The organism is Paraburkholderia sp. GAS348, assembly GCF_050434205.1.
Lineage (GTDB): Bacteria > Pseudomonadota > Gammaproteobacteria > Burkholderiales > Burkholderiaceae > Paraburkholderia.
In genome coordinates, this window is record NZ_JBNPVT010000029.1 from 18,951 (window position 1) to 37,336 (window position 18,386).

General features: G+C 58.2%; 13 protein-coding genes. 12 read left to right on the forward strand and 1 reads right to left on the reverse strand.

The annotated features are described in order from the left end of the window. Positions 1-3 precede the first annotated feature (3 nt). From P3T22_RS29665 to P3T22_RS29680, 4 genes are all read left to right on the forward strand, one after another. Positions 4-1,578, forward strand: coding sequence for a DHA2 family efflux MFS transporter permease subunit (locus P3T22_RS29665; protein ID WP_429326889.1), 1,575 nt, complete (start codon positions 4-6; stop codon positions 1,576-1,578). Positions 1,579-1,589: 11 nt separating this feature from the next. Next, a complete protein-coding gene (locus tag P3T22_RS29670) occupies positions 1,590-2,996 on the forward strand; it encodes an efflux transporter outer membrane subunit (protein WP_429326890.1) in 1,407 nt (468 codons plus the stop codon). Between the two features lie 107 nt (positions 2,997-3,103). Next, the gene (locus tag P3T22_RS29675) at positions 3,104-4,156 is read left to right on the forward strand and encodes an NADP-dependent oxidoreductase (RefSeq protein ID WP_429326891.1); all 1,053 of its coding nucleotides are present in this window, start codon (positions 3,104-3,106) and stop codon (positions 4,154-4,156) included. A gap of 182 nt (positions 4,157-4,338) precedes the next feature. Beyond that, a complete protein-coding gene (locus P3T22_RS29680; protein ID WP_429326892.1) occupies positions 4,339-5,850 on the forward strand; it encodes an acetyl-CoA hydrolase/transferase family protein in 1,512 nt (503 codons plus the stop codon). Positions 5,851-5,877: 27 nt separating this feature from the next. Here the strand turns inward: P3T22_RS29680 and P3T22_RS29685 are convergent, their stop codons facing one another. Continuing rightward, positions 5,878-6,324 carry a hypothetical protein gene (locus P3T22_RS29685; protein ID WP_429326893.1) on the reverse strand — a complete coding sequence of 149 codons (447 nt, stop codon included), beginning with the start codon at positions 6,322-6,324 and terminating at the stop codon, positions 5,878-5,880. Between the two features lie 877 nt (positions 6,325-7,201). Between P3T22_RS29685 and P3T22_RS29690 the strand changes: the two genes are divergently transcribed. The 8 genes from P3T22_RS29690 (at position 7,202) to P3T22_RS29725 (ending at position 18,298) form a co-directional block, all read left to right on the forward strand. Beyond that, positions 7,202-8,047: an MlaA family lipoprotein gene (locus tag P3T22_RS29690; protein ID WP_429326894.1), complete on the forward strand. Its 846-nt coding sequence runs from the start codon at positions 7,202-7,204 to the stop codon at positions 8,045-8,047. A gap of 1,261 nt (positions 8,048-9,308) precedes the next feature. Next, positions 9,309-10,664 (forward strand): lanthionine synthetase LanC family protein, encoded by a 1,356-nt coding sequence (locus tag P3T22_RS29695; protein WP_063499116.1) that lies wholly within the window; start codon positions 9,309-9,311, stop codon positions 10,662-10,664. Between the two features lie 49 nt (positions 10,665-10,713). After that, a complete protein-coding gene (locus P3T22_RS29700; protein WP_429326895.1) occupies positions 10,714-11,628 on the forward strand; it encodes an NAD-dependent epimerase/dehydratase family protein in 915 nt (304 codons plus the stop codon). A gap of 3 nt (positions 11,629-11,631) precedes the next feature. Next, positions 11,632-12,906: an ABC transporter ATP-binding protein gene (locus P3T22_RS29705; protein ID WP_429326896.1), complete on the forward strand. Its 1,275-nt coding sequence runs from the start codon at positions 11,632-11,634 to the stop codon at positions 12,904-12,906. A gap of 9 nt (positions 12,907-12,915) precedes the next feature. Then, positions 12,916-14,019 carry an ABC transporter substrate-binding protein gene (locus tag P3T22_RS29710; RefSeq protein WP_429326897.1) on the forward strand — a complete coding sequence of 368 codons (1,104 nt, stop codon included), beginning with the start codon at positions 12,916-12,918 and terminating at the stop codon, positions 14,017-14,019. 33 nt (positions 14,020-14,052) lie between these two features. After that, a complete protein-coding gene (locus P3T22_RS29715) occupies positions 14,053-15,840 on the forward strand; it encodes an ABC transporter permease (protein WP_429326898.1) in 1,788 nt (595 codons plus the stop codon). 310 nt (positions 15,841-16,150) lie between these two features. Further along, complete coding sequence (locus tag P3T22_RS29720) at positions 16,151-17,320, forward strand: porin (RefSeq protein ID WP_429326899.1); 1,170 nt, start codon at positions 16,151-16,153, stop codon at positions 17,318-17,320. Positions 17,321-17,410: 90 nt separating this feature from the next. Next, entirely contained in the window at positions 17,411-18,298 is an 888-nt protein-coding gene (locus P3T22_RS29725; RefSeq protein ID WP_063499122.1) for an AraC family transcriptional regulator, read from the forward strand. The last annotated feature ends 88 nt before the right edge of the window (positions 18,299-18,386 follow it).

Sequence of the window (18,386 nt, forward strand, 5' to 3'; positions counted from 1 at the left end):
ATCATGACCTCACAAGGAATTCCAGACCCCGCGGGCATGCCGACCTCGGCAAAGGTGTTCGCTTTCGGCCTGATGTGCCTTGGTTTTTTCATGGCAACGCTCGACATCCAGATCGTGGCGTCGTCGCTTAAGGATATCGGCGGCGGCCTGTCGGCGAGTCAGGATGAACTGTCGTGGATCCAGACCGCGTATCTGATCGCCGAGATTATCGTGATCCCGATGTCCGGCTGGCTCACCCGGGTATTTTCGACGCGTTGGCTGTTTGCGGCTTCGGCGCTCGGCTTCACGATCACCAGCATGCTGTGCGGTCTCGCCTGGGACATGAATACGGAAATCATTTTCCGCGCGATGCAAGGCGCAGCTGGTGCAGCGATGATTCCGACCGTGTTCACCACGGCGTTCGTACTGTTTCCGGGCAAGCAGCGCGTCATTGCCTCGACGACCATCGGCGCGCTCGCGTCGCTTGCGCCGGCCATCGGCCCAGTGATTGGCGGCTATATCACCGATGCATTGTCATGGCACTGGCTGTTCTATCTGAACCTGGTGCCTGGCTTGTTTGTGACGGTGCTGGTGCCGAAGTACGTTCGTATCGATAAAGTCGATCTAAGTCTGATCAGGAAAGGGGATTACCTCGGCATCCTGTTGATGTCAGGTTTCCTCGGGTGCCTCGAATACGTGCTCGAGGAAGGTCCACGCAAGAACTGGCTGGGCGATACCACGATTCTCACTTGCACCTGGATCATGGGGATCTGCGGCTTTCTGTTCCTCGTTCATGCGCTCACCGCCCGTGAGCCGATTGTGGATCTGCGTGCGCTGAAGATGCGCAACTTCTGGATCGGCTGCGTGTTGTCCTTCATCACCGGGATTGGGATCTTCTGCACGGTCTTTCTTACGCCGGTTTTTCTGTCGCGGGTGCGGGGTTTAGATTCGCTCCAGATCGGCATTGCACTGCTTTCTGTCGGGTGCGCGCAGTTGGTAGCGCTGGTGCTCTACTCGAAACTCGCTTCCCGGGTGGATATGCGCTGGCTGAATCTGTTCGGCCTCGTGGTGTTCGGCCTCGGATGTTACCTCTACGTTCCATTGACGAGCGACTGGGGTTGGCAGCAACTACTGCTTCCCCAGATTCTGCGCGGATTCGGCCAGCAGTTCTGCATTCCGCCCATCGTTACGCTGGCATTGGGTTCGTTGCCTCCAGCACGCTTGCGTTCGGCAAGTGGGCTGTTCAACCTGATGCGAAATCTAGGCGGCGCTATTGGCGTGGCCGTGTGTAACACCATGTTGAACGATCGCCTGAATCTGCATTATTTGCGATTGAGCGAGCATGTCACCCAAGGGCGCCCGGTGATCGATTCGCTCATCTCGGGCGCGTCCGCGCAGCTAGGTGCGGTAGCCGGGGACGTGCTTGCCGCGCCGCGGGCGGGGCTCGCGTACCTGAACAATCTCATCATGCGCGAAGCGCTGACCATGACCTTCTCCGACGCGTATTTTGCGGTTGCAAGCTGCTTTGTATTGGCGATTGCATGCGCGGTGTTTGCCCGTCCTATCGACGGCGCGGTGCCGCCGCCGGACGCCCATTGAGTTAGAAAAACATGAAATCGACTTTTATCGCAATCGCAGCGAGTCTTGCGCTGGGCGCTTGCGCGGTTCAGCCTGCCTCTCACTCGAAGCTGCCCGACGATGTCGCGAAGATTGCGCCGGCAGCGTACAGCGTCGACGTGCCTCAGGACCCGGTGGATGCGGACGCGTGGTGGCAACAGTTCGGGGACCCGGTGATGCACGACCTGGTCGCTTCGGTGCTTAACCAGAACCTCGACATCAAGGCCGCCGTCGAGCGGGTCAAACAGGCCGAAGCGCAAACCACAATCAGCCGCGCGGCGCTGCTTCCCGAATTGAACGCTGGTGCCACCGCGAGCGATCGACGTCAGAATGCGCCGCCTCCGCTCGGTTATGTGCGTCAGGCCGGTGTTGGATTGACAGCCAGTTGGAACCCGGATGTCTTCGGCGGTGAACGTCTCGCATTGCTCGCGTCGCAGGCCCAGCTCACCGGAACGCAAGAGTCGCTGAATCAGTTGCGCCTCGCGCTGGCTGCAAATACTGCCGATGCATACATCGACCTGCGCTGGGCCCAAACCGAACAGCGGATCTTGCAGGACAACGTGCATATCCGCGAGCGTGCACTTCGATTGACGCAAGAACGTTTGCAATTTGGCTTGTCGACCAATCTCGACGTCGCGCGAGCGCAGAATCAGCTGAGCGATCTGCAAGCGCGGATTCCGGGCGTGCAGTCGACGATTCAGCATCAGTTAAGCCTGATCGCCGTCTACTCTGGACAGACGCCCGAGAGCTTGAACGCACCGGTGTTCGGCACTGGCGCAATTCCGGTGCCGAGTGCGTCTGCACCCAACACGTTGCCTTCACAAGCGCTCCTGCGGCGCCCGGACGTACTGAACGCTTACGCAGGCGTCGAACAGCGCGCGGCCGAAGTGGGGGAGGCGAAAGCGGAGTGGTATCCGAAGTTTTCACTGAACCTGACGGACGGATTATTGGCTGCCTCGTATCTCGGCATGCCGACTTTGACCGACAACCTGTTCAGTGCGGCGCTGGGGGTGACAAGTCCCATCTTCAACGCCGGCCGTATCAATGCGGACATCGCAAAGAGCCAAAGCCACATGCGCGAGTCCGAACTGAATCTGAATCAGACCATCCTCAATGCGTTGAAGGAGATTGAAGACACGCGCAGCGATCTGGTGAGTTCGGCGAGCGAGGTGGAGCACCTGTCGGCGGCGCTGGACTCGTCAGGCAAGGCACTGCGTCTTTCAACCGAACTGTACAAAGGCGGTACGACGAGTTTTCTGGATGTGCTGGATGCGCAGCAGAGCTATCTGGTGGACGACGATTCGCTGAATCAGGCGCGACGTGCGCGTGCCCTGGCTGCGGTGGCGCTCTACCGGGCGCTCGGCGGCGGCTGGCGGGTCGCTGCGAATGACCCGGGTTGAATTCGTCACGGCTTGACTGCAACAAACAACCGTTCGATGCAGAATGCTTCTGCGGCACGCTATCTGGCGTGCATCTGAAGCATGGCATCACTATTCCGGAGAACACAATGGAATCGCAGCAAGCAACCCAGGTGGTATTGGCATCGCGCCCCGCAACGGCTCGCGCGAGCCTTGAAAATTTCCGCGTCGAAACCACTCCGCTGCCGGTGCCCGGGGCGGGGCAGGTGCTACTGCGCGTAGATACGCTGTCGCTCGACCCGTATATGCGTGGACGCATGAACGACGCCAGATCGTACGCGAAGCCTGCTGGAATCGGCGAACCGATGCCCGGTGAAAGTGTGGCAACCGTTCTCGAATCACACTCTGCGGAATTCGTTCCGGGGGACGTCGTGCTCGCGCAGACGGGCTGGCGTTCGCACGTAGCGATGGATGCTGCGGGTCTGAAGAAACTGGATGTCGACGGCATCGAGGCATCCGCCTACCTGGGCGTACTGGGGATGCCGGGCTTTACGGCCTGGTCCGGGCTCGAAGTGATTGGTAAGCCCAAAGCGGGCGAAACGCTAGTGGTGGGCGCGGCGACTGGTCCAGTGGGGTCGCTGGTTGGGCAGTTAGCGAAGCTGGCAGGTCTGCGCGCCGTCGGTATCGCGGGTGGTCCGAAGAAATGTGCATATCTGATCGACGTACTCGGCTTTGACGCCGCGATCGATCATCGCTCGCCCAACTTCGCTCAGGAACTCGAGGCTGCCTGCCCGAACGGCATCGATGTCTATTTCGAGAACATCGGCGGCGCCGTCTGGAATGCTGTGCTGCCATTGCTAAACCAGTATGCGAGAGTACCCGTTTGCGGGCTGATGGCGCAGCAGTCGGGCACCCTGCAACACGATACCTCGGCAGATTATCTTGCCGCGACAATGCGTGCGGTGCTGACCCGCAGTCTCCAGATTCGCGGCTATATCAACTACGAGTTCACAGAACAGTACTTCGATTCGTTTCTTCGCGAGGTCGGCACCTTCTTGCGCGAGGGAAAGATCAAACATCTGGAGGACGTTACCGTGGGACTGGAGAATGCTCCACAAGCGTTCCTGAACATGATCGACGGCCGCAACTTCGGCAAGGTGCTGGTTCAGGTGCGGAGTAACGCTTCCGCGTCCCGATCCTGACGTCACTCGTTGCGCAACGAATGTTGTTATCGTCGATATTGCTTGTTGCGGCAAATCGGCGGAATCAACTAACCCATGCGCCGTAGAATGCAAGGCGTAACCCGAGCATGTCGAGGCACGATTCGTCCGCGGATTGTGCACGACCGGGAAAACCTGGAATCTACATAGACTTGGGAATCGCAATGGAAAATCGTATCCATAATTCATACCTCGCGTCCAAGGTGATGTCTGCCGATCAGGCGGCGGCGCAAATTCTGCCCGGTATGACCGTCGGGATGAGTGGTTTTACCGGGTCGGGATACCCCAAGGCGGTCCCCTTGGCGTTGGCCGCACAGATCGAAAGTGCACATGCCCGTGGCGAAAGTTTTGCACTAAAGTTACTGACGGGCGCCTCCACCGCACCCGAACTCGACGGGGCACTGGCTAAAGTGGGAGGAATCGACTTTCGATTGCCCTATCAGTCCGATCCGGACCTGCGTGCGCGGATCAATCGCGGCGAGATTGAGTACATGGACATCCACCTCGGACAGGTCGCGCAGTACACCTGGTTCGGGTTCCTGGGGAAGCTGGACATGGCAGTCGTCGAGGTTTCAGCGATATTGCCGGACGGTCGGCTTGTTCCATCCACATCGGTAGGCAACAACAAGACGTGGCTTGACCTGGCCGACAAAGTGATCATCGAGGTGAATTCGGCTCAACCTGCGGGTCTGGATGGCATGCACGACATCTATTACGGTACAGCGCTACCGCCGGAGCGCAAGCCGATTCCGCTGACCGGTCCGGATGACCGTATTGGCGAGCCCTACTTGCGCGTCGATCCCGCCAAGGTAGTCGCCGTGGTGGAAACGCATGGTCCGGATCGCCTGGGCCGATTTTCCCCGCCGGATGAGAGCAGCATTCAAATTGCCAATCACCTGGTAGAGTTCTTCCGTCACGAAATCGCCATGGGGCGGCTCGGGGAGCAGCTCCTGCCTTTGCAGTCCGGGGTAGGGAATATCGCGAATGCCGTGTTGAGCGGCTTGCGTGACGGTGGATTCGAAGGGCTGACCGCGTTTACGGAAGTGATTCAGGACGGCATGCTCGATCTGATCAGAACCGATACCATCCGCCGCGCGTCGGCGACTGCTTTGTCGCTGAGCCCGGAAGGTGTCGAGGAATTTGGCCGCAATATCGAGCACTATCGCAGCCGCATCGTGCTGCGTCCGCAGGAGATTTCAAACCACGCCGAGCTGGTTCGCCGCTTAGGCTGTATTGCAATCAATGGCATGGTCGAAGCGGATATCTACGGCAACGTCAACTCGACGCATGTGGCTGGCAGTTCGATTATCAACGGTATCGGCGGCTCGGGAGATTTCGCTCGGAATGGTTTTCTCTCATGCTTCGTTACACCGAGCACAGCCAAAAATGGCGCAATCTCCTGCATCGTGCCGATGGTCAGTCATGTTGATCACACCGAGCATGATGTAGCCGTTGTTGTCACGGAGCAGGGACTGGCTGACTTGCGCGGTTTGTCGCCCAAGCAACGGGCGCGTGCTGTTATCAATAATTGTGCACACCCAGACTATCGTCCGCTCTTGCAGGATTACTTTGAGCGGGCTCTTCGTGCGAGTCCGGGCAAGCACACTCCTCATCTGCTTGGCGAGGCCTTGTCGTGGCATGAACGGTTTGTCGCATCCGGCCACATGAAACCCTGATTGCGTGGCTTCGGGTGCGACAAGGGGTCAGTGCTCGTTGCAGACGATGGCGGTGGCGACGAGGGGGACGACCTCCCGAACGATAGCGTCGCTGCCCGCCTCACGCACGCGTGCTTCCACCTGATCCGTGGGGCCGGCTACTACCACACCATATAGCGACCCTGCCAGGGTGTCACCGCCGCCCTGTCTGAACATGGCATCGTTGTGTTCATACCCGACGACGGCGTGGACGGGAAAGCCGAATGCCGTCAGGTCGCTGCCTCGCTCCGGCCGGAATGCGTTGACCGAGTTTGCTTCAATATGCGTTGGCTCCGGGGTGATATCGTCGTCGTTGATGAGCCCGGTTATGAATGTGTGCGCGTTCGAATCACATGTGAACTGCGGATCGAGCGGTTGCGCGTACGACTGGATCGAATGGAGCGCCATACTCAGTGCGTAGAGCGTGGCTAGTGTATTGAGAAGGCGTTTTTTCATAGCAGTGTTGCATTGACCCGTTCCGGCTAATACCTGGAACAGGTAACGGTATTGGCGACGAATGTGAGAATTACAAATCGCAGTTCGTTACATACGACCACCACCGGCACAGGTGGCTTCCTCGAAAGGGGGGCGACCACACGGCCGCTCCGGCTTGATCGGGCTACTAACCAGTGGACCAGTTGCAGTACGACGCCCGACTGGGGTGTTGTACCCATAACGCGGCTCGAGTTGCGGCGAGGTTGTGTCAAATGACGTGACGGATGCGATCCGTGCGGAAAGAATGTGTTTCATGGTTGTGCCCATCGATACAGCGCTAATTTAGCGATCAAATTGTGATCGATGACTGAAGAATAGCGACAGACTTCGCACATGAAAACAACTTCATTCGTAAGAAATTCTAGTCAACATTGAAACAATGCATCGGTGGAAACGGGACCACGACTATGCGTGGTCCATAGTTGTGTTCAGGTGAAATTGATTTGAGATTTTGTGCTGAAGGCGCAGCGCAGGCGCAGGCGACACTCGCCGGTTCGACGTTGATGACGTCCCTGCACGTATTTCATGCGGGCTCCCACGTACATCGTTTTGTTCGTCGCAGAACAACACTGTTTATTACGGTGGCATCTTTATCAGAACGTCCTTGCTAGCTAAACTCGGTGCGCGAGTGACCTTGTGAGCAGGGCGATTTCAGTTCCGCTAGCGAACCGCCGAACACCCGATGACTTGCGCACTTTCCCGTGCGGCAACAGGCGAAACCTCGCACCGCCCTGGTGTTGCATCAGCGGTCGGCAACATCTGAGGATGGCCGTTACGATCGGACTTTTGTGCGGACGTCGGGGCGACTCGAGAGATAGGAACGGAAGGAAAGGAAGCGATGCAAGCAAGATGGAAGGTCCGAACCCTGGAACTCGGTATTGTGTTGGCGAGCATCATCGGCTTATGCGGTTGCGCGTCCAGCTTCGATCGGACGCCAGGCGACCCCTTGGAGCCAATGAATCGAGCGGTATTCTCGTTCAACGATCGCGTGGACACGTACGTCGCACGCCCAGTGGCCGTGCGCTATACGAAGATAACACCGAGCCCTGTTCGCACAGCGATAAGGAATTTCTTCTCGAACATCGGTGATATCGGAAACTTCTCGAACGATGCACTGCAACTGAAGGTTACCGACGCCACCGAAGATCTGATGCGCTTTGCGTTCAACTCGACCTTCGGGATTGGCGGTCTGCTCGACTGGGCAACCCCTGCCGGTCTGCCAAAGCACAATCAGGATTTTGGCCTGACGTTGGGGCATTACGGCGTGCCTTCTGGTCCCTATCTCGTACTGCCACTGTTTGGTCCAAGCTCCCTTCGCGACTCGACCGGCTGGATATTCTCGTATTTCACCACGCCCACGAGCTACCTGCAGGCTGACGTCAGCGTGCCCCTATTCGGCGTGAACTTCATCAGTACTCGAGCTGACCTTCTCGGCGCGACAGATGTGCTTTCACAGGCAGCGTTGGATAAGTACACGTTTGTCCGTGATGCTTACACGCAACGACGTCGCTATTTGCTGGGTAGCGGAACTGCGCCGCCGAACTACACCGACGCCGATGACAAGTCGACCGAGGTATCCGATGCGGTTCGATCCCGGGCAGTGGAATCGACGCCAGATTCGCGGAATGGACTGGCGCACGTATCCGGTGCTTCGACTCGTTCGGGAGACGCTGTCGCCAACTAGGCGTTATTTTCTTCGCCTTCCCTTGAACCCGCGGATCGCAAACCTGCGCCGCCCGCTTGCCGATGGCCTCGGTCCAAGCTGGATAGTCAGTCGCTTTGGCCTCGATCCGAGGCATACCGGCATCGTTGGAGTCCAGAGCGTGCGGATTTAAAAACCGCGGGACCTATCATCGTTTGCAATGGTGCCCCCCGGCGAATCCGCGCGGTTGCACGGTGATGCAATTCATTTTGCGCTCGCCGGCAACGACTAAATTCTCCTTCCTGCTACCTTTTATCCATCGGCTCATCCGGGCAGTCAGGTGGACGTCAGAGGCCGACCATGGGAAATGGCTCGATCATCACGCGAAACAGGGTCGAAGAGCGAGGAGCTACATGCGACCCTGCGATTGCATTCTTGTTTCCGCTCATTGGTCCATCGCCCAACTGAAGCAGGGAGCGTAAGCATGCCCCCATCGACGTCATCCACGCACAAGACCCACTGAACGCCGACGCGCGACTGCAATTGAGGAAATGCCTGTGGGCCATTGCGCTGATTCGATCGGCGCACTCAAGAAACGGTCCTGCGAAAACGTTCGCTTAGATTTATGGTGTGTGGAAGAAAATTCTACAACTTAGCTTAACGATGGAAGCGACTTTCGAAATAACTTACGTTCGGTTTTTTCTTCAGAAATTTTTTCCCGAACACCAGAGCTAGAATTCAAAGCATGAATGAGCGAGGTGTGGCGGCTTGCGAGACTGAGATCGACGGGCTTTGTGCGGGAAGATCGATTGTGCGAAGCGATTCACCTATCAAGACGGCCGATCGTCGGGACTTGACGGAAGCGGTGGCTACCCTCTAGCCAGACAATTGAAGCGACGCGAGGATTTGGTAGCGAGTCGTTCGCGTTCAGGCTCAAGGTTATTGAGGTTTGGCGTTGTTAGATAGGCGTGCGGGGTCACGGAACTGGACACCGGGCACTTGAACGCGAAGTTTCTGATCGCGGAAGCCGGTTGGGAACGGCAAACGACCGGGAAGTCACTCAGGGTAAGCAGCGAAATGGTCACTATGCAAAGGGAATGCTTTTGTGTGAGCATATGCACACTTGTGCGCTGTTCTGTCTGCGCTGATTGGGTGTCATTCTTCAAGGAGACCGGGAGGAACAGCGTTTGGGACCGCGCGCAGATCTTGTTGTGTGTAGGACGCCGGTCCAGGCAATGCAGTTGAGGCATAAGGGCAGGGTAGGTGGCCCATCTGAAACTTGATGATTCGGAACGAAATGACCATGTCCACAAACACGTCGGCATTCGATGCTGCGCTTAAGGTTCATCGTTGGCTCGAAACGCAGAAACGCATCCATACAACGGGCATCAACTGGCCGGCCCATGGCACTCTTCCGCCCGAAGAGCAGCTCAACGTTTACTACGGGGGGGCAGGCGTTGCCTTATTTTACTTAGGCCTGTACCAGCAGACAAAAGTTGACGCGTATCTCGCACTTGCCAGACAAGCGGCCGATTATCTTGTTGCGAATCTTCCGGCCAAACTGGATACGCAACGGCGGCACGAAAGTTCGTACAGCAACCTCAGGGTCGACGATCAGCCCGGATTGTATTTCGGGATTGGCGGAGTTGGTGTGCTCCTGTCGCAACTACAGGCAATACCTGGACATGCCCGCTATGGTGAGGGCGCAAGAAGAGTCGCAAAACTGATTGTTGATGCGGCGCAGGAGAGCGGTGCTGGAGTCGCGTGGAGCGACGTTCGGGACATTACTACCGGAAGCGCAGGCATTGGGATCACTCTTCTGGCCTTGTCCAGATGCATGGATTTTCCCGTAACGAGAGAACTCGCCATAGCCAGTGGGCGTCGCTTGCTGGAACTCGCGATTCCGGATGGCGGTGGGTTGCGCTGGGAATGGGAGGAAAGGGAGCGACTTGTGCACCCCAACTTTGCGCACGGCGCGGCGGGGACTGGCTACTTCCTCCTCACGCTGTATCAGGAGACAGGCGACAAAGCGTTCCTCGACGCCGCGCTCGCTGGGGCAGCTTACCTCCATAGCGTTGCTCGCCATGACGGTCTTATCTGCCATTCGCTGAATTGCACGCCGGACCTCTTTTATCTTGGCTGGTGCCACGGCCCAGTTGGAACCGGTCGCTTCTACTATCGTTTGTGGCAAACGCAGGGCGATGCCGTCTGGCTGGAACGGCTATTCCAACTCGCGGAAGCAGTTGTCGGCACGGGGATTCCCGATGCCGCGACAGACGGGCTTTGGAACAATGTCGGCATATGCTGTGGCTCCGCGGGCGTCGCCGAATTTTTTCTGGATCTGTATGTACTGGCGAGGGGGCTTTGCCGCAGCGATGCACCGTCTTATCTGGCTTTCGCCCAGCGCCTGGTCGACAACATCCTTGAGCGCGGAATCGATGACGATGATGGCCTGCGGTGGACGCAGGCCGAGCATCGCACGTTACCGGAATTACTTACCACGCAAACAGGCTACATGCAGGGAGCCGCGGGTGTTGGGTCAGTCCTCATTTACTTTGACGCATTGAACCGTGCATCGACTATCGACGAGATTGACGCATGTGCGATGCAACGCCTGCGTTTGCCTGATTCTCCCGTGTTCCGCGCCGTGTCGCATTGAATTGGTCTGCCATTTTCGTACGACGTTTCGCTAATTTGGGGACCATCTGATGAGAGTATTCCTGACAGGTGCTACCGGTTACATGGGCCGGGTAGTTCTGGAAAAGTTGCTGGATAGCGGCATTGATGTCCTTGCTTTAGCGCGACCCTCTAGCCGGTCGGCTATGCCCGCACGTCCTGGTTTGGCGTGGGTGCAAGGTACGCTCGACGATGCAGACGCGATCGGGAAGGCGGTCCGCCAGACTGACGCGGCTATGCACATGGCGGCTCAACACGATTTTCATATGCAGAAGCTCGATTGGGCCGCGATCACGGCTATCGGGCAGGCGCTGGAAGGAACCGGTAAGCCGTTTATCGCAACCAGCGCGACGCCGGTATATGGCCACACCGGCGACGAGCCGCGCGATGAGCATGAGCCTGTCGAGCACCCTCATCCGTTACGCACATTTCGTCTGCAACACGACCGGTTCGTAATTGGCCTGAGGGAACGCGATGTCAGGGGCGTAGTCGTGCGTCCGCCATTGGTCTACGGGCGCTCGGGCGGTTTCCTTGTCACCTTGATCAATCAGGCAATCGAGGACCGGACCGCCCGTACGATCGGGAATGGGACTAACCGCTGGTCGACAGTCGACGTGGACGATCTTGCCGACCTCTATATTCGCGCCTTGCTTGCTGAAGATGCTTACGGCGCATTTAACGCGGGCTCGAGAGATGTAGTCAGCATGAAGGTTATTGCCGAAACGATCGCTCAGTCGTTCGGGCCAAAGATATCGGTCGGATCGTGGACAGAGCAGGAAGCCTGTGCACGACTGGGAGAGTTGATGGCATTAATGTCTCTCGATCAGCACGTTTCGTCCGAGCGCGCCCGGAGCGAACTTGGGTGGAATCCGCGCGCGACTACCTTAATTGAGGATCTGTCACATGGTTCTTATCGGCTTGCTCCTCTGGTTCCTTACAGTCATTGACCTATGAACTCGATCAGTAAAGATTTGCCGCTCAGCGATACCGATGAGCGCAGCGCATGTCCGGCGACAAACGGATCTCGTCGAGCTGGGATTCTCGGGCTCATCAGTCGCACTCGACGTTCGAGTACCGACATTGACGCTGCAAAGCCGACGCAGGCCTCGCAGCCCGACGCAGGCGGGCAACGAATTGTGCTCGGCTCCGAGATTCTGCTGGATCGTGTCTCCAAGCATTTCTCCAATAAAACGGTCCTTGACGAAATCAGCCTGAAACTGGATTCCGGATCGTTCTTCGCTTTGCTGGGCCCAAGCGGATCCGGCAAAAGTACCTTGCTGAACCTGATCGCCGGTTTTGAGCGACCGGATAGTGGCGATATCCGAATTCGCGGGCGTAGCGTGGTTGGCGTTCCCGCTTACGCGCGGCAGGTCGGGGTCGTTTTCCAGAGTTATGCCCTGTTTCCGCACCTCAACGTGGCGGAAAACCTCGCCTATCCGCTTCGACGCCAGGGTATCCGGAGCCGTGCCATCCACGCCCGGGTCAACCGGATGCTTGAACTGGTTCGGCTGGGCGGATATGCCGATATGCGCATCACCCAGCTTTCCGGCGGGCAACAGCAGCGGGTGGCGCTGGCGCGAGCCCTCGTTGCGGAGCCGGACGTGCTGCTGATGGACGAGCCTATGGCCGCACTGGACAAATCCCTGCGCGATGACCTGCAAGTGGAAATCAAGCAGCTCCAGCAATCGCTCGGCGCGACGATCATCTACATCACTCATGATCAGCGGGAAGCATTAGCGCTAGCGGATCAGATCGGTGTACTCAATGAGGGGCGGTTCGAGCAGGTCGGGGACGCGGTCAGTATCTACGCAAGGCCCGCATCGGCGTTCGTTGCGCGGTTTCTAACAGGCGCAAGCGTACTTGATGGTCGCGCAGGTGGATCGGCGGCCGACGGATGGTATCTCGAAGACGAAAACGGAGCACGTTTGCCGGGGCAGTGGCATGACCGCACGCCGAGCTCACCGGGCGCCAAAGCCGAGATGGCAATCAATCCCGCTCTGGTGAAGATTACAGCGTCGGGCGCGCACCCCATGGGCTGGAGCATTGACGCCCGCGTGGCGGCCGTATTGTACGTCGGAGAAAGCACGATTGTGCATCTGACTCTGCAAGGCGGAAGCACGCTAGTCGCCCGTGAGTCGGGTGCCAGTGGGCGCTCAGTCGGCGAGCCGGTTCGAGTTGGCTGGCGGCCGGAAGATGCATTTTTGTTCGAAGTGCTACATAAATAGGGGGGCGACATGGAATCCAGTTCAAAGCATCAAGGCCTTACGCGTAGAGATATTCTGAAGGGTGGTGCCGCAGCATTGGCCAGCGCTGTGCTACCCATGTCGTCATGGGCCGCCGCCGGCTCGGTGACCATCACCGACGGAGGTGGGGCGTGGGGCGCCGCGCAGCGCAAGGCATATTTCGAACCGTTCGAAAAGGAAACGGGTATTCGTGTAGACCTCGTGCCCTATGCGCTTCCGGGCAAGCTGAAAGCGAGCGTGCTTGCGGGTTCTCCCGTTGCCGACGTAGTCGACCTGACGGGAGCGAAGCTGCCGGAATTCAGCCGCAGCAATCTGCTTCTGCCGATAGACTTTAAGGCATTCGATCCGCAGGACCTGGCGGCGCTAAAACCGGTGCCGGCCCACCCGTATGGCGTTCCGTCCTTATTCGGATCGATCGTTCTCGCCTACGCAGACAGTGTTGCGAAGTCTCGCGCGCCTGCCACATGGAAGGACTTCTGGGATTCGAAGTTGTTCGTCGGCCAGCGCACGCTCGCCGACGGAGGCGCTTTCCCCGGCGGGGGTACCTTTGAGATTGCATTAATGGCGGATGGCGTGACTCACGACAAAATCTATCCGATCGACTGGAAACGTGCGTTCAAGAGTTTGGACCGGATCAAACCGGACATGGCCAGATTCTGGTCAGGTATGGCCGAACCTGTGCAGATGCTGGTGGACGGTAACGCCACCATCGCCAGCGCCTACAACGGGCGCGTTAGCGACATGCAGGCTAAGGGTGCAAAGATCGCATTTAGCTGGAGGGATGGCATTCTCAGTTGGGATCACTGGGTTGTCCCGAAGGGCTCCGCCAACGCGGCAAACGCCATGAAATTTATTGCTTTCGCGACTCGGGCAGATCGCCAGGCTGAGTTCGCCACTTTGATTAACTATGGGCCGACGAACAGCCGCGCGTTTGCCCACATGACGCCCGAGCGGATTAGTCAGATGCCTTCGGCGCCAGCCGTTCGGGACTTGCAACTGGCCACAAATTACGAGTGGTGGGCAGCCGAGGCGTCACCTGGCGTCAGCAATGAAACGCTAGCGACGCAGCTTTGGGAAAAGTGGTTGCAAAGCTGATCGTTACATGGCCGGTCAACAGGAGAAGAGTTCGTGAATCACCAGTCAACGATGCAACACCCGGCGTTAGAGAAAACCTTGTCCCGCCTGTTTCCGGCGGGACGCCCCTATATGCTGCTGCTTCCGGCCGCATTATTGGTGACAGTGTTTCTGTGGATTCCCGTCGCCGGGACATTGCTCGATAGCGTGCACTCTTCTGCAGGCTGGTCGCTGCGCGCTTACGAAGAGCTGTTGGGCGGCGCCTTCAGGCATATCTTTTTCTCCACGGTCGTCAATAGCGTTTGGGTGACGCTTGGGTGCTTATGCCTTGGTGTGCCAACGTCGTATTGTATGGCGCGAATCAACCGGCCTTGGCTGCTCACACTTACGGTGCTCGCAGTCACTGGACCGTTTTTCGTTAGCGCGTTGATACGAAGCTACTCATGGGTGGTCGTGCTTGGAAACAACGGCCTGGTGAACGGGGCACTGTTGAGTTTGCACCTGATCGACCAGCCGGTACGGCTTGCCTATACCCATCTGGGTATGATTGTCGCGATGGTGCAGGTCGAGCTCCCGCTTTTTATCCTGCCGGCCTACAGCGTGATGCGTCGTGTTCCCCCGGACCTGAGGCGCTCGGCTCAGAGTCTTGGCAGCGACCCGGTTACGGCCTTCCTCACAGTCTTTCTACCTTTAGCCGCACCAGGCGTGATTGCGGGTTGTGCGCTTGTATTCATGACCTCTCTCGGTTTCTATGAAACGCCAGCCTTGCTTGGGCCGCCAGGGACGTATTTCCTCAGTCAGGCGATTGAGGTCCGTGTGAACAGTCTCGCAGACCAATCGGGTGCCGCCGCCCATGCTGTTGTGCTACTCGTGCTGGTAGGAGGGCTTACCTCTGCGTGCATGTCGCCGTTGCTCCTGGCGTTGAGTTCGACGTCGGCGCAGCAGTCGGTAAGCCCGTCGTCCGGATTGAAATCGGGGATGCAGCGTTTCTACGGGGCTGTTGCCCATTCGATCGAACGTGTCGTGCGCAGGCTAGCGAGGTTTAGATGGCCAATCGCCATTTCCATCGCGAGCTTCACGTTCATGCTGCTGATCGTCCCGCTGCTCATCCTGTTTCCATTGGCCTTCAGCTCGGCGCCCTTTGTTTCCTTTCCTCCGCCTGGTCTGTCGGCGAAGTGGTTCACCAGCTACCTGAGCTCCGCTCAGTGGGTTGATTCCACGCTACAGTCCTTGTTCATCGGACTGACATCAGCCGCTCTGGCCACCGTCGCAGGAGGGCTGGCCGTACTTGGCGGCGCCCGACTCTCGGCAAAGCTTCGCTTCGCCGTGTTTGTCAACGGTGCGGTTCCGCTTGTGATATCGCCGATCGTGATGGCGGTAGCGATGTTCTATCTGGCAGCAAGGCTGGGACTCATCGGTTCTCCGCTGGCTTTCATCAGCGCTTACGCGGTCATGGGCTTGCCCTATCCGATTTTCGTCATCGGGGCTGCTCTCACCCGGCTCGATCCATCCCTGTCACGCGCGGCGACCTCACTCGGCGCGACGGCACCTGTCGTGTTGCGGACTGTAATAGTCCCACTACTTGGAGCGGCCATCCTCAGCGGATTCGTTTTTGCCTTTCTGATTGGCTTTAATGACGTAGACGTGGCTCTGTTCCTGAATTCATCTTCGATGAAGACGCTGCCTCTCCTGATGCTGGAGGACATTCGCGAGGAGATCACGCCGCGGCCGGCTGCGGTGGCTGTGGTCCTGATTGTTGGCACGGCCTCGTTTTTCCTGGTCTGTTCTGTCATGCGGAAAATCTATCGGAAAGTTTTGGATTTTGTTAGAAATTTCTACTAGGAGAAAGCGGACCTATTCAGGTTATTTAAATGGTCAGCGAATCTCGTACGTTGGATGAGTGGGACGGAACACGTGGTGCCGTGGCCCCAGCTTGCGGCGGAGGCGGAGCCGTTCCACCTGAAGGATTCGCTCGGGTCAATCGGGTGAACGCTGGCCATGGTCTGCCGGGAGCAGTTCGACCGTAGGCGGCGAACCGGCACGCCGACCTTCAGAACAGGTGTGCGCATCAATTTTCATTAAGCTCAAATTATGTAGTAGTACGACGTATATGGAAGGGACATTTCAACTACTTAATCTAAAGTGAACTTCGATGAAAAAATCGCTTATTGCATTGGGTGTTTTGAGCGCGTTGGCTGGCGCTGCGCATGCGCAAAGCAGCGTCACGTTGTATGGCCTCATCGACGAAGGGCTGGACTATACAAATAACGTTGGGGGGCACAGCCTCTACGCCCTGTCAAGCGGCGACGCGCAAGGTTCGCGCTGGGGCATGAAGGGCGCGGAAGACCTGGGTGGCGGTCTATCGGCGATCTTCCGGTTGGAAAGCGGTTTGAATGTCAACAACGGCAAGTTTGCGCAGGAAGGGCAAGAGTTTGGCCGTCAGGCTTACGTCGGTGTGGCTAGCACAACGATCGGTACGCTTACGCTCGGCCGCCAATACGATTCCCTTGTTGACTATTTGGCTCCGCTGACCGCCAACGGTAACTGGGGCGGCGCAATGTTCTCGCACCCCTATGACAATGACAACACGGACAACTCGTTTCGTATCAACAATGCGGTCAAGTACACCAGCGTCGACTATGCGGGCTTCACGTTCGGTGGAGCATATGCCTTCAGCAACTCAACCAATTTCGCGGTCAACCGTGCGCAGAGCGTAGGCGCACAATATATCAATGGCCCTCTGAACGTTGCCGCTGCATACCTGAACGTCGATAGCCCTAATAATGGCTCCGCCGGGGCCGTTGCGAATCTCGGTTCGAGCGGCGCCGATGGCAGTTGGACTGCGGCTCGTCAGCGCGTATTCGGAGTGGGCATCAACTACACGATTGCCTCTGCAACACTCACCTTCGTGTACACCCATACGCAGCTGTCGCAACCAACGGCGACTGAGTACGCTAACCTGACCCCGAGCCCGACACTCGGTGCAGCATCGTCGCTCAAGTTCAACAACTTCGAGGTGAACGCCAAGTATCAGTTTACGCCGTCGTTTTTCGTGGGCGGCATGTACACCTATACCCAGGCTTCGTACGATGGCACGGCGGGTAATAGCGCCAAGCCGAAGTACCATCAGTTTGGTCTGATAGCCGACTACAACCTGTCGAAGCGGACCGACGTGTATGTTCAGGGCAGCTACATCAAGGTTGCGAGTGCTTCCGACGTAGCGGGCACCGGGCTGGAGTTTGCCGCGAATCCGGACGCCGCGGGTCCTTCGTCGAGCAGCAAGCAGGTTATGGCTCGGGTCGGTATTCGTCAGCGGTTCTAATCATCGAAAGCGCGCTCCGGCGCGAGACAATCCGCCGGATCAGAGAAACTCGCCGCTCTATCGCGGCGCCCGTCGAGCGGAGAGTCAAATATGAGGCAGTTCATCACTCCCAGCGAACTCCCTAAGTGGGTGCCCGGAGAACTGCTGCGATCCAGCGAGGGTCTCGGATGGAACGGCGTGGGTCTACGCGCCTACCGCTACGAGCCGCTTGATGTGCCGGTACCGGGGATGGTGGACTTCATGATCGTGTCCTACAAGCGCGGCAGCACACGCATGGAGCGCCGCTTCGAGGGGCGTTGGACCCGAACCCACTGCCACCCCGGTGACATATCCTTGCTCACCCGCTCCCAGGAGTCGCACTGGCACTGGACGGGCGAGATCGAAGTCGCGCACGCCTACCTCTCCGACTCGCTTGTGTCCAAGGTCGCGGCCGATGTGCTTGAGCGTCCAATTGCGGACGTACGGCTCCACGATCTCCTGCAAACGAAGGACGCGGTCGTCTCAAGTATTATCGACACTATTGCCCAGGAGGCTGGCAGTTGTGCGGTTGGTGGCGCGCTTTACGTCGAGGCTCTTAGCACGCAGCTTGCTGTTCATCTGCTGCGCAACTACGCTTGCGTGTCGTACCGTGAACCGGCCCATCAAGGTGGGCTGCCGCAGGCTCTCTGTCGCCGACTCGTCGAGTACATCGAAACACGTCTTCACGAGGGCATCACGCTGGAGGATCTGGCTGGCATGAGTGGAATGGGAACGTGGACGCTGGGCCGGCGCTTTCGCCAGTCGTTCGGCAAGGCACCCCACGCTTACATCATGGAGCTGCGCGTATTACGAGCCAGGCGCCTGCTGTCGCAGGGCGCCATGCCGGTCAAGGCGATTGCGTCGGCCTGTGGCTTTGCCGACCAGGCGCACATGACACGCGTCATGAACTGCAGGCTGGGTGTGACGCCCGCAGCATTGCGCCGCCAGGGCACCGCCTGAACGCCACCGGTGCGCGCCAGCCGCCTCACGTTTTCGTTCAAGACTTTCACCCACCCGTTCAAGATTTGCGCGGACACGGTTCGTATCC

Excerpts from the sequence above, each read along its gene's own strand:
- P3T22_RS29700 (WP_429326895.1), top strand. The coding sequence starts at position 10,714 with ATGAGAGTATTCCTGACAGGTGCTACCGGTTACATGGGCCGGGTAGTT.
- P3T22_RS29675 (WP_429326891.1), top strand. The coding sequence starts at position 3,104 with ATGGAATCGCAGCAAGCAACCCAGGTGGTATTGGCATCGCGCCCCGCA.
- P3T22_RS29705 (WP_429326896.1), top strand. The coding sequence starts at position 11,632 with ATGAACTCGATCAGTAAAGATTTGCCGCTCAGCGATACCGATGAGCGC.
- P3T22_RS29710 (WP_429326897.1), top strand. The coding sequence starts at position 12,916 with ATGGAATCCAGTTCAAAGCATCAAGGCCTTACGCGTAGAGATATTCTG.
- P3T22_RS29690 (WP_429326894.1), top strand. The coding sequence starts at position 7,202 with ATGCAAGCAAGATGGAAGGTCCGAACCCTGGAACTCGGTATTGTGTTG.
- P3T22_RS29670 (WP_429326890.1), top strand. The coding sequence starts at position 1,590 with ATGAAATCGACTTTTATCGCAATCGCAGCGAGTCTTGCGCTGGGCGCT.
- P3T22_RS29720 (WP_429326899.1), top strand. The coding sequence starts at position 16,151 with ATGAAAAAATCGCTTATTGCATTGGGTGTTTTGAGCGCGTTGGCTGGC.
- P3T22_RS29725 (WP_063499122.1), top strand. The coding sequence starts at position 17,411 with ATGAGGCAGTTCATCACTCCCAGCGAACTCCCTAAGTGGGTGCCCGGA.
- P3T22_RS29665 (WP_429326889.1), top strand. The coding sequence starts at position 4 with ATGACCTCACAAGGAATTCCAGACCCCGCGGGCATGCCGACCTCGGCA.
- P3T22_RS29680 (WP_429326892.1), top strand. The coding sequence starts at position 4,339 with ATGGAAAATCGTATCCATAATTCATACCTCGCGTCCAAGGTGATGTCT.
- P3T22_RS29695 (WP_063499116.1), top strand. The coding sequence starts at position 9,309 with ATGTCCACAAACACGTCGGCATTCGATGCTGCGCTTAAGGTTCATCGT.
- P3T22_RS29685 (WP_429326893.1), bottom strand. The coding sequence starts at position 6,324 with ATGAAAAAACGCCTTCTCAATACACTAGCCACGCTCTACGCACTGAGT.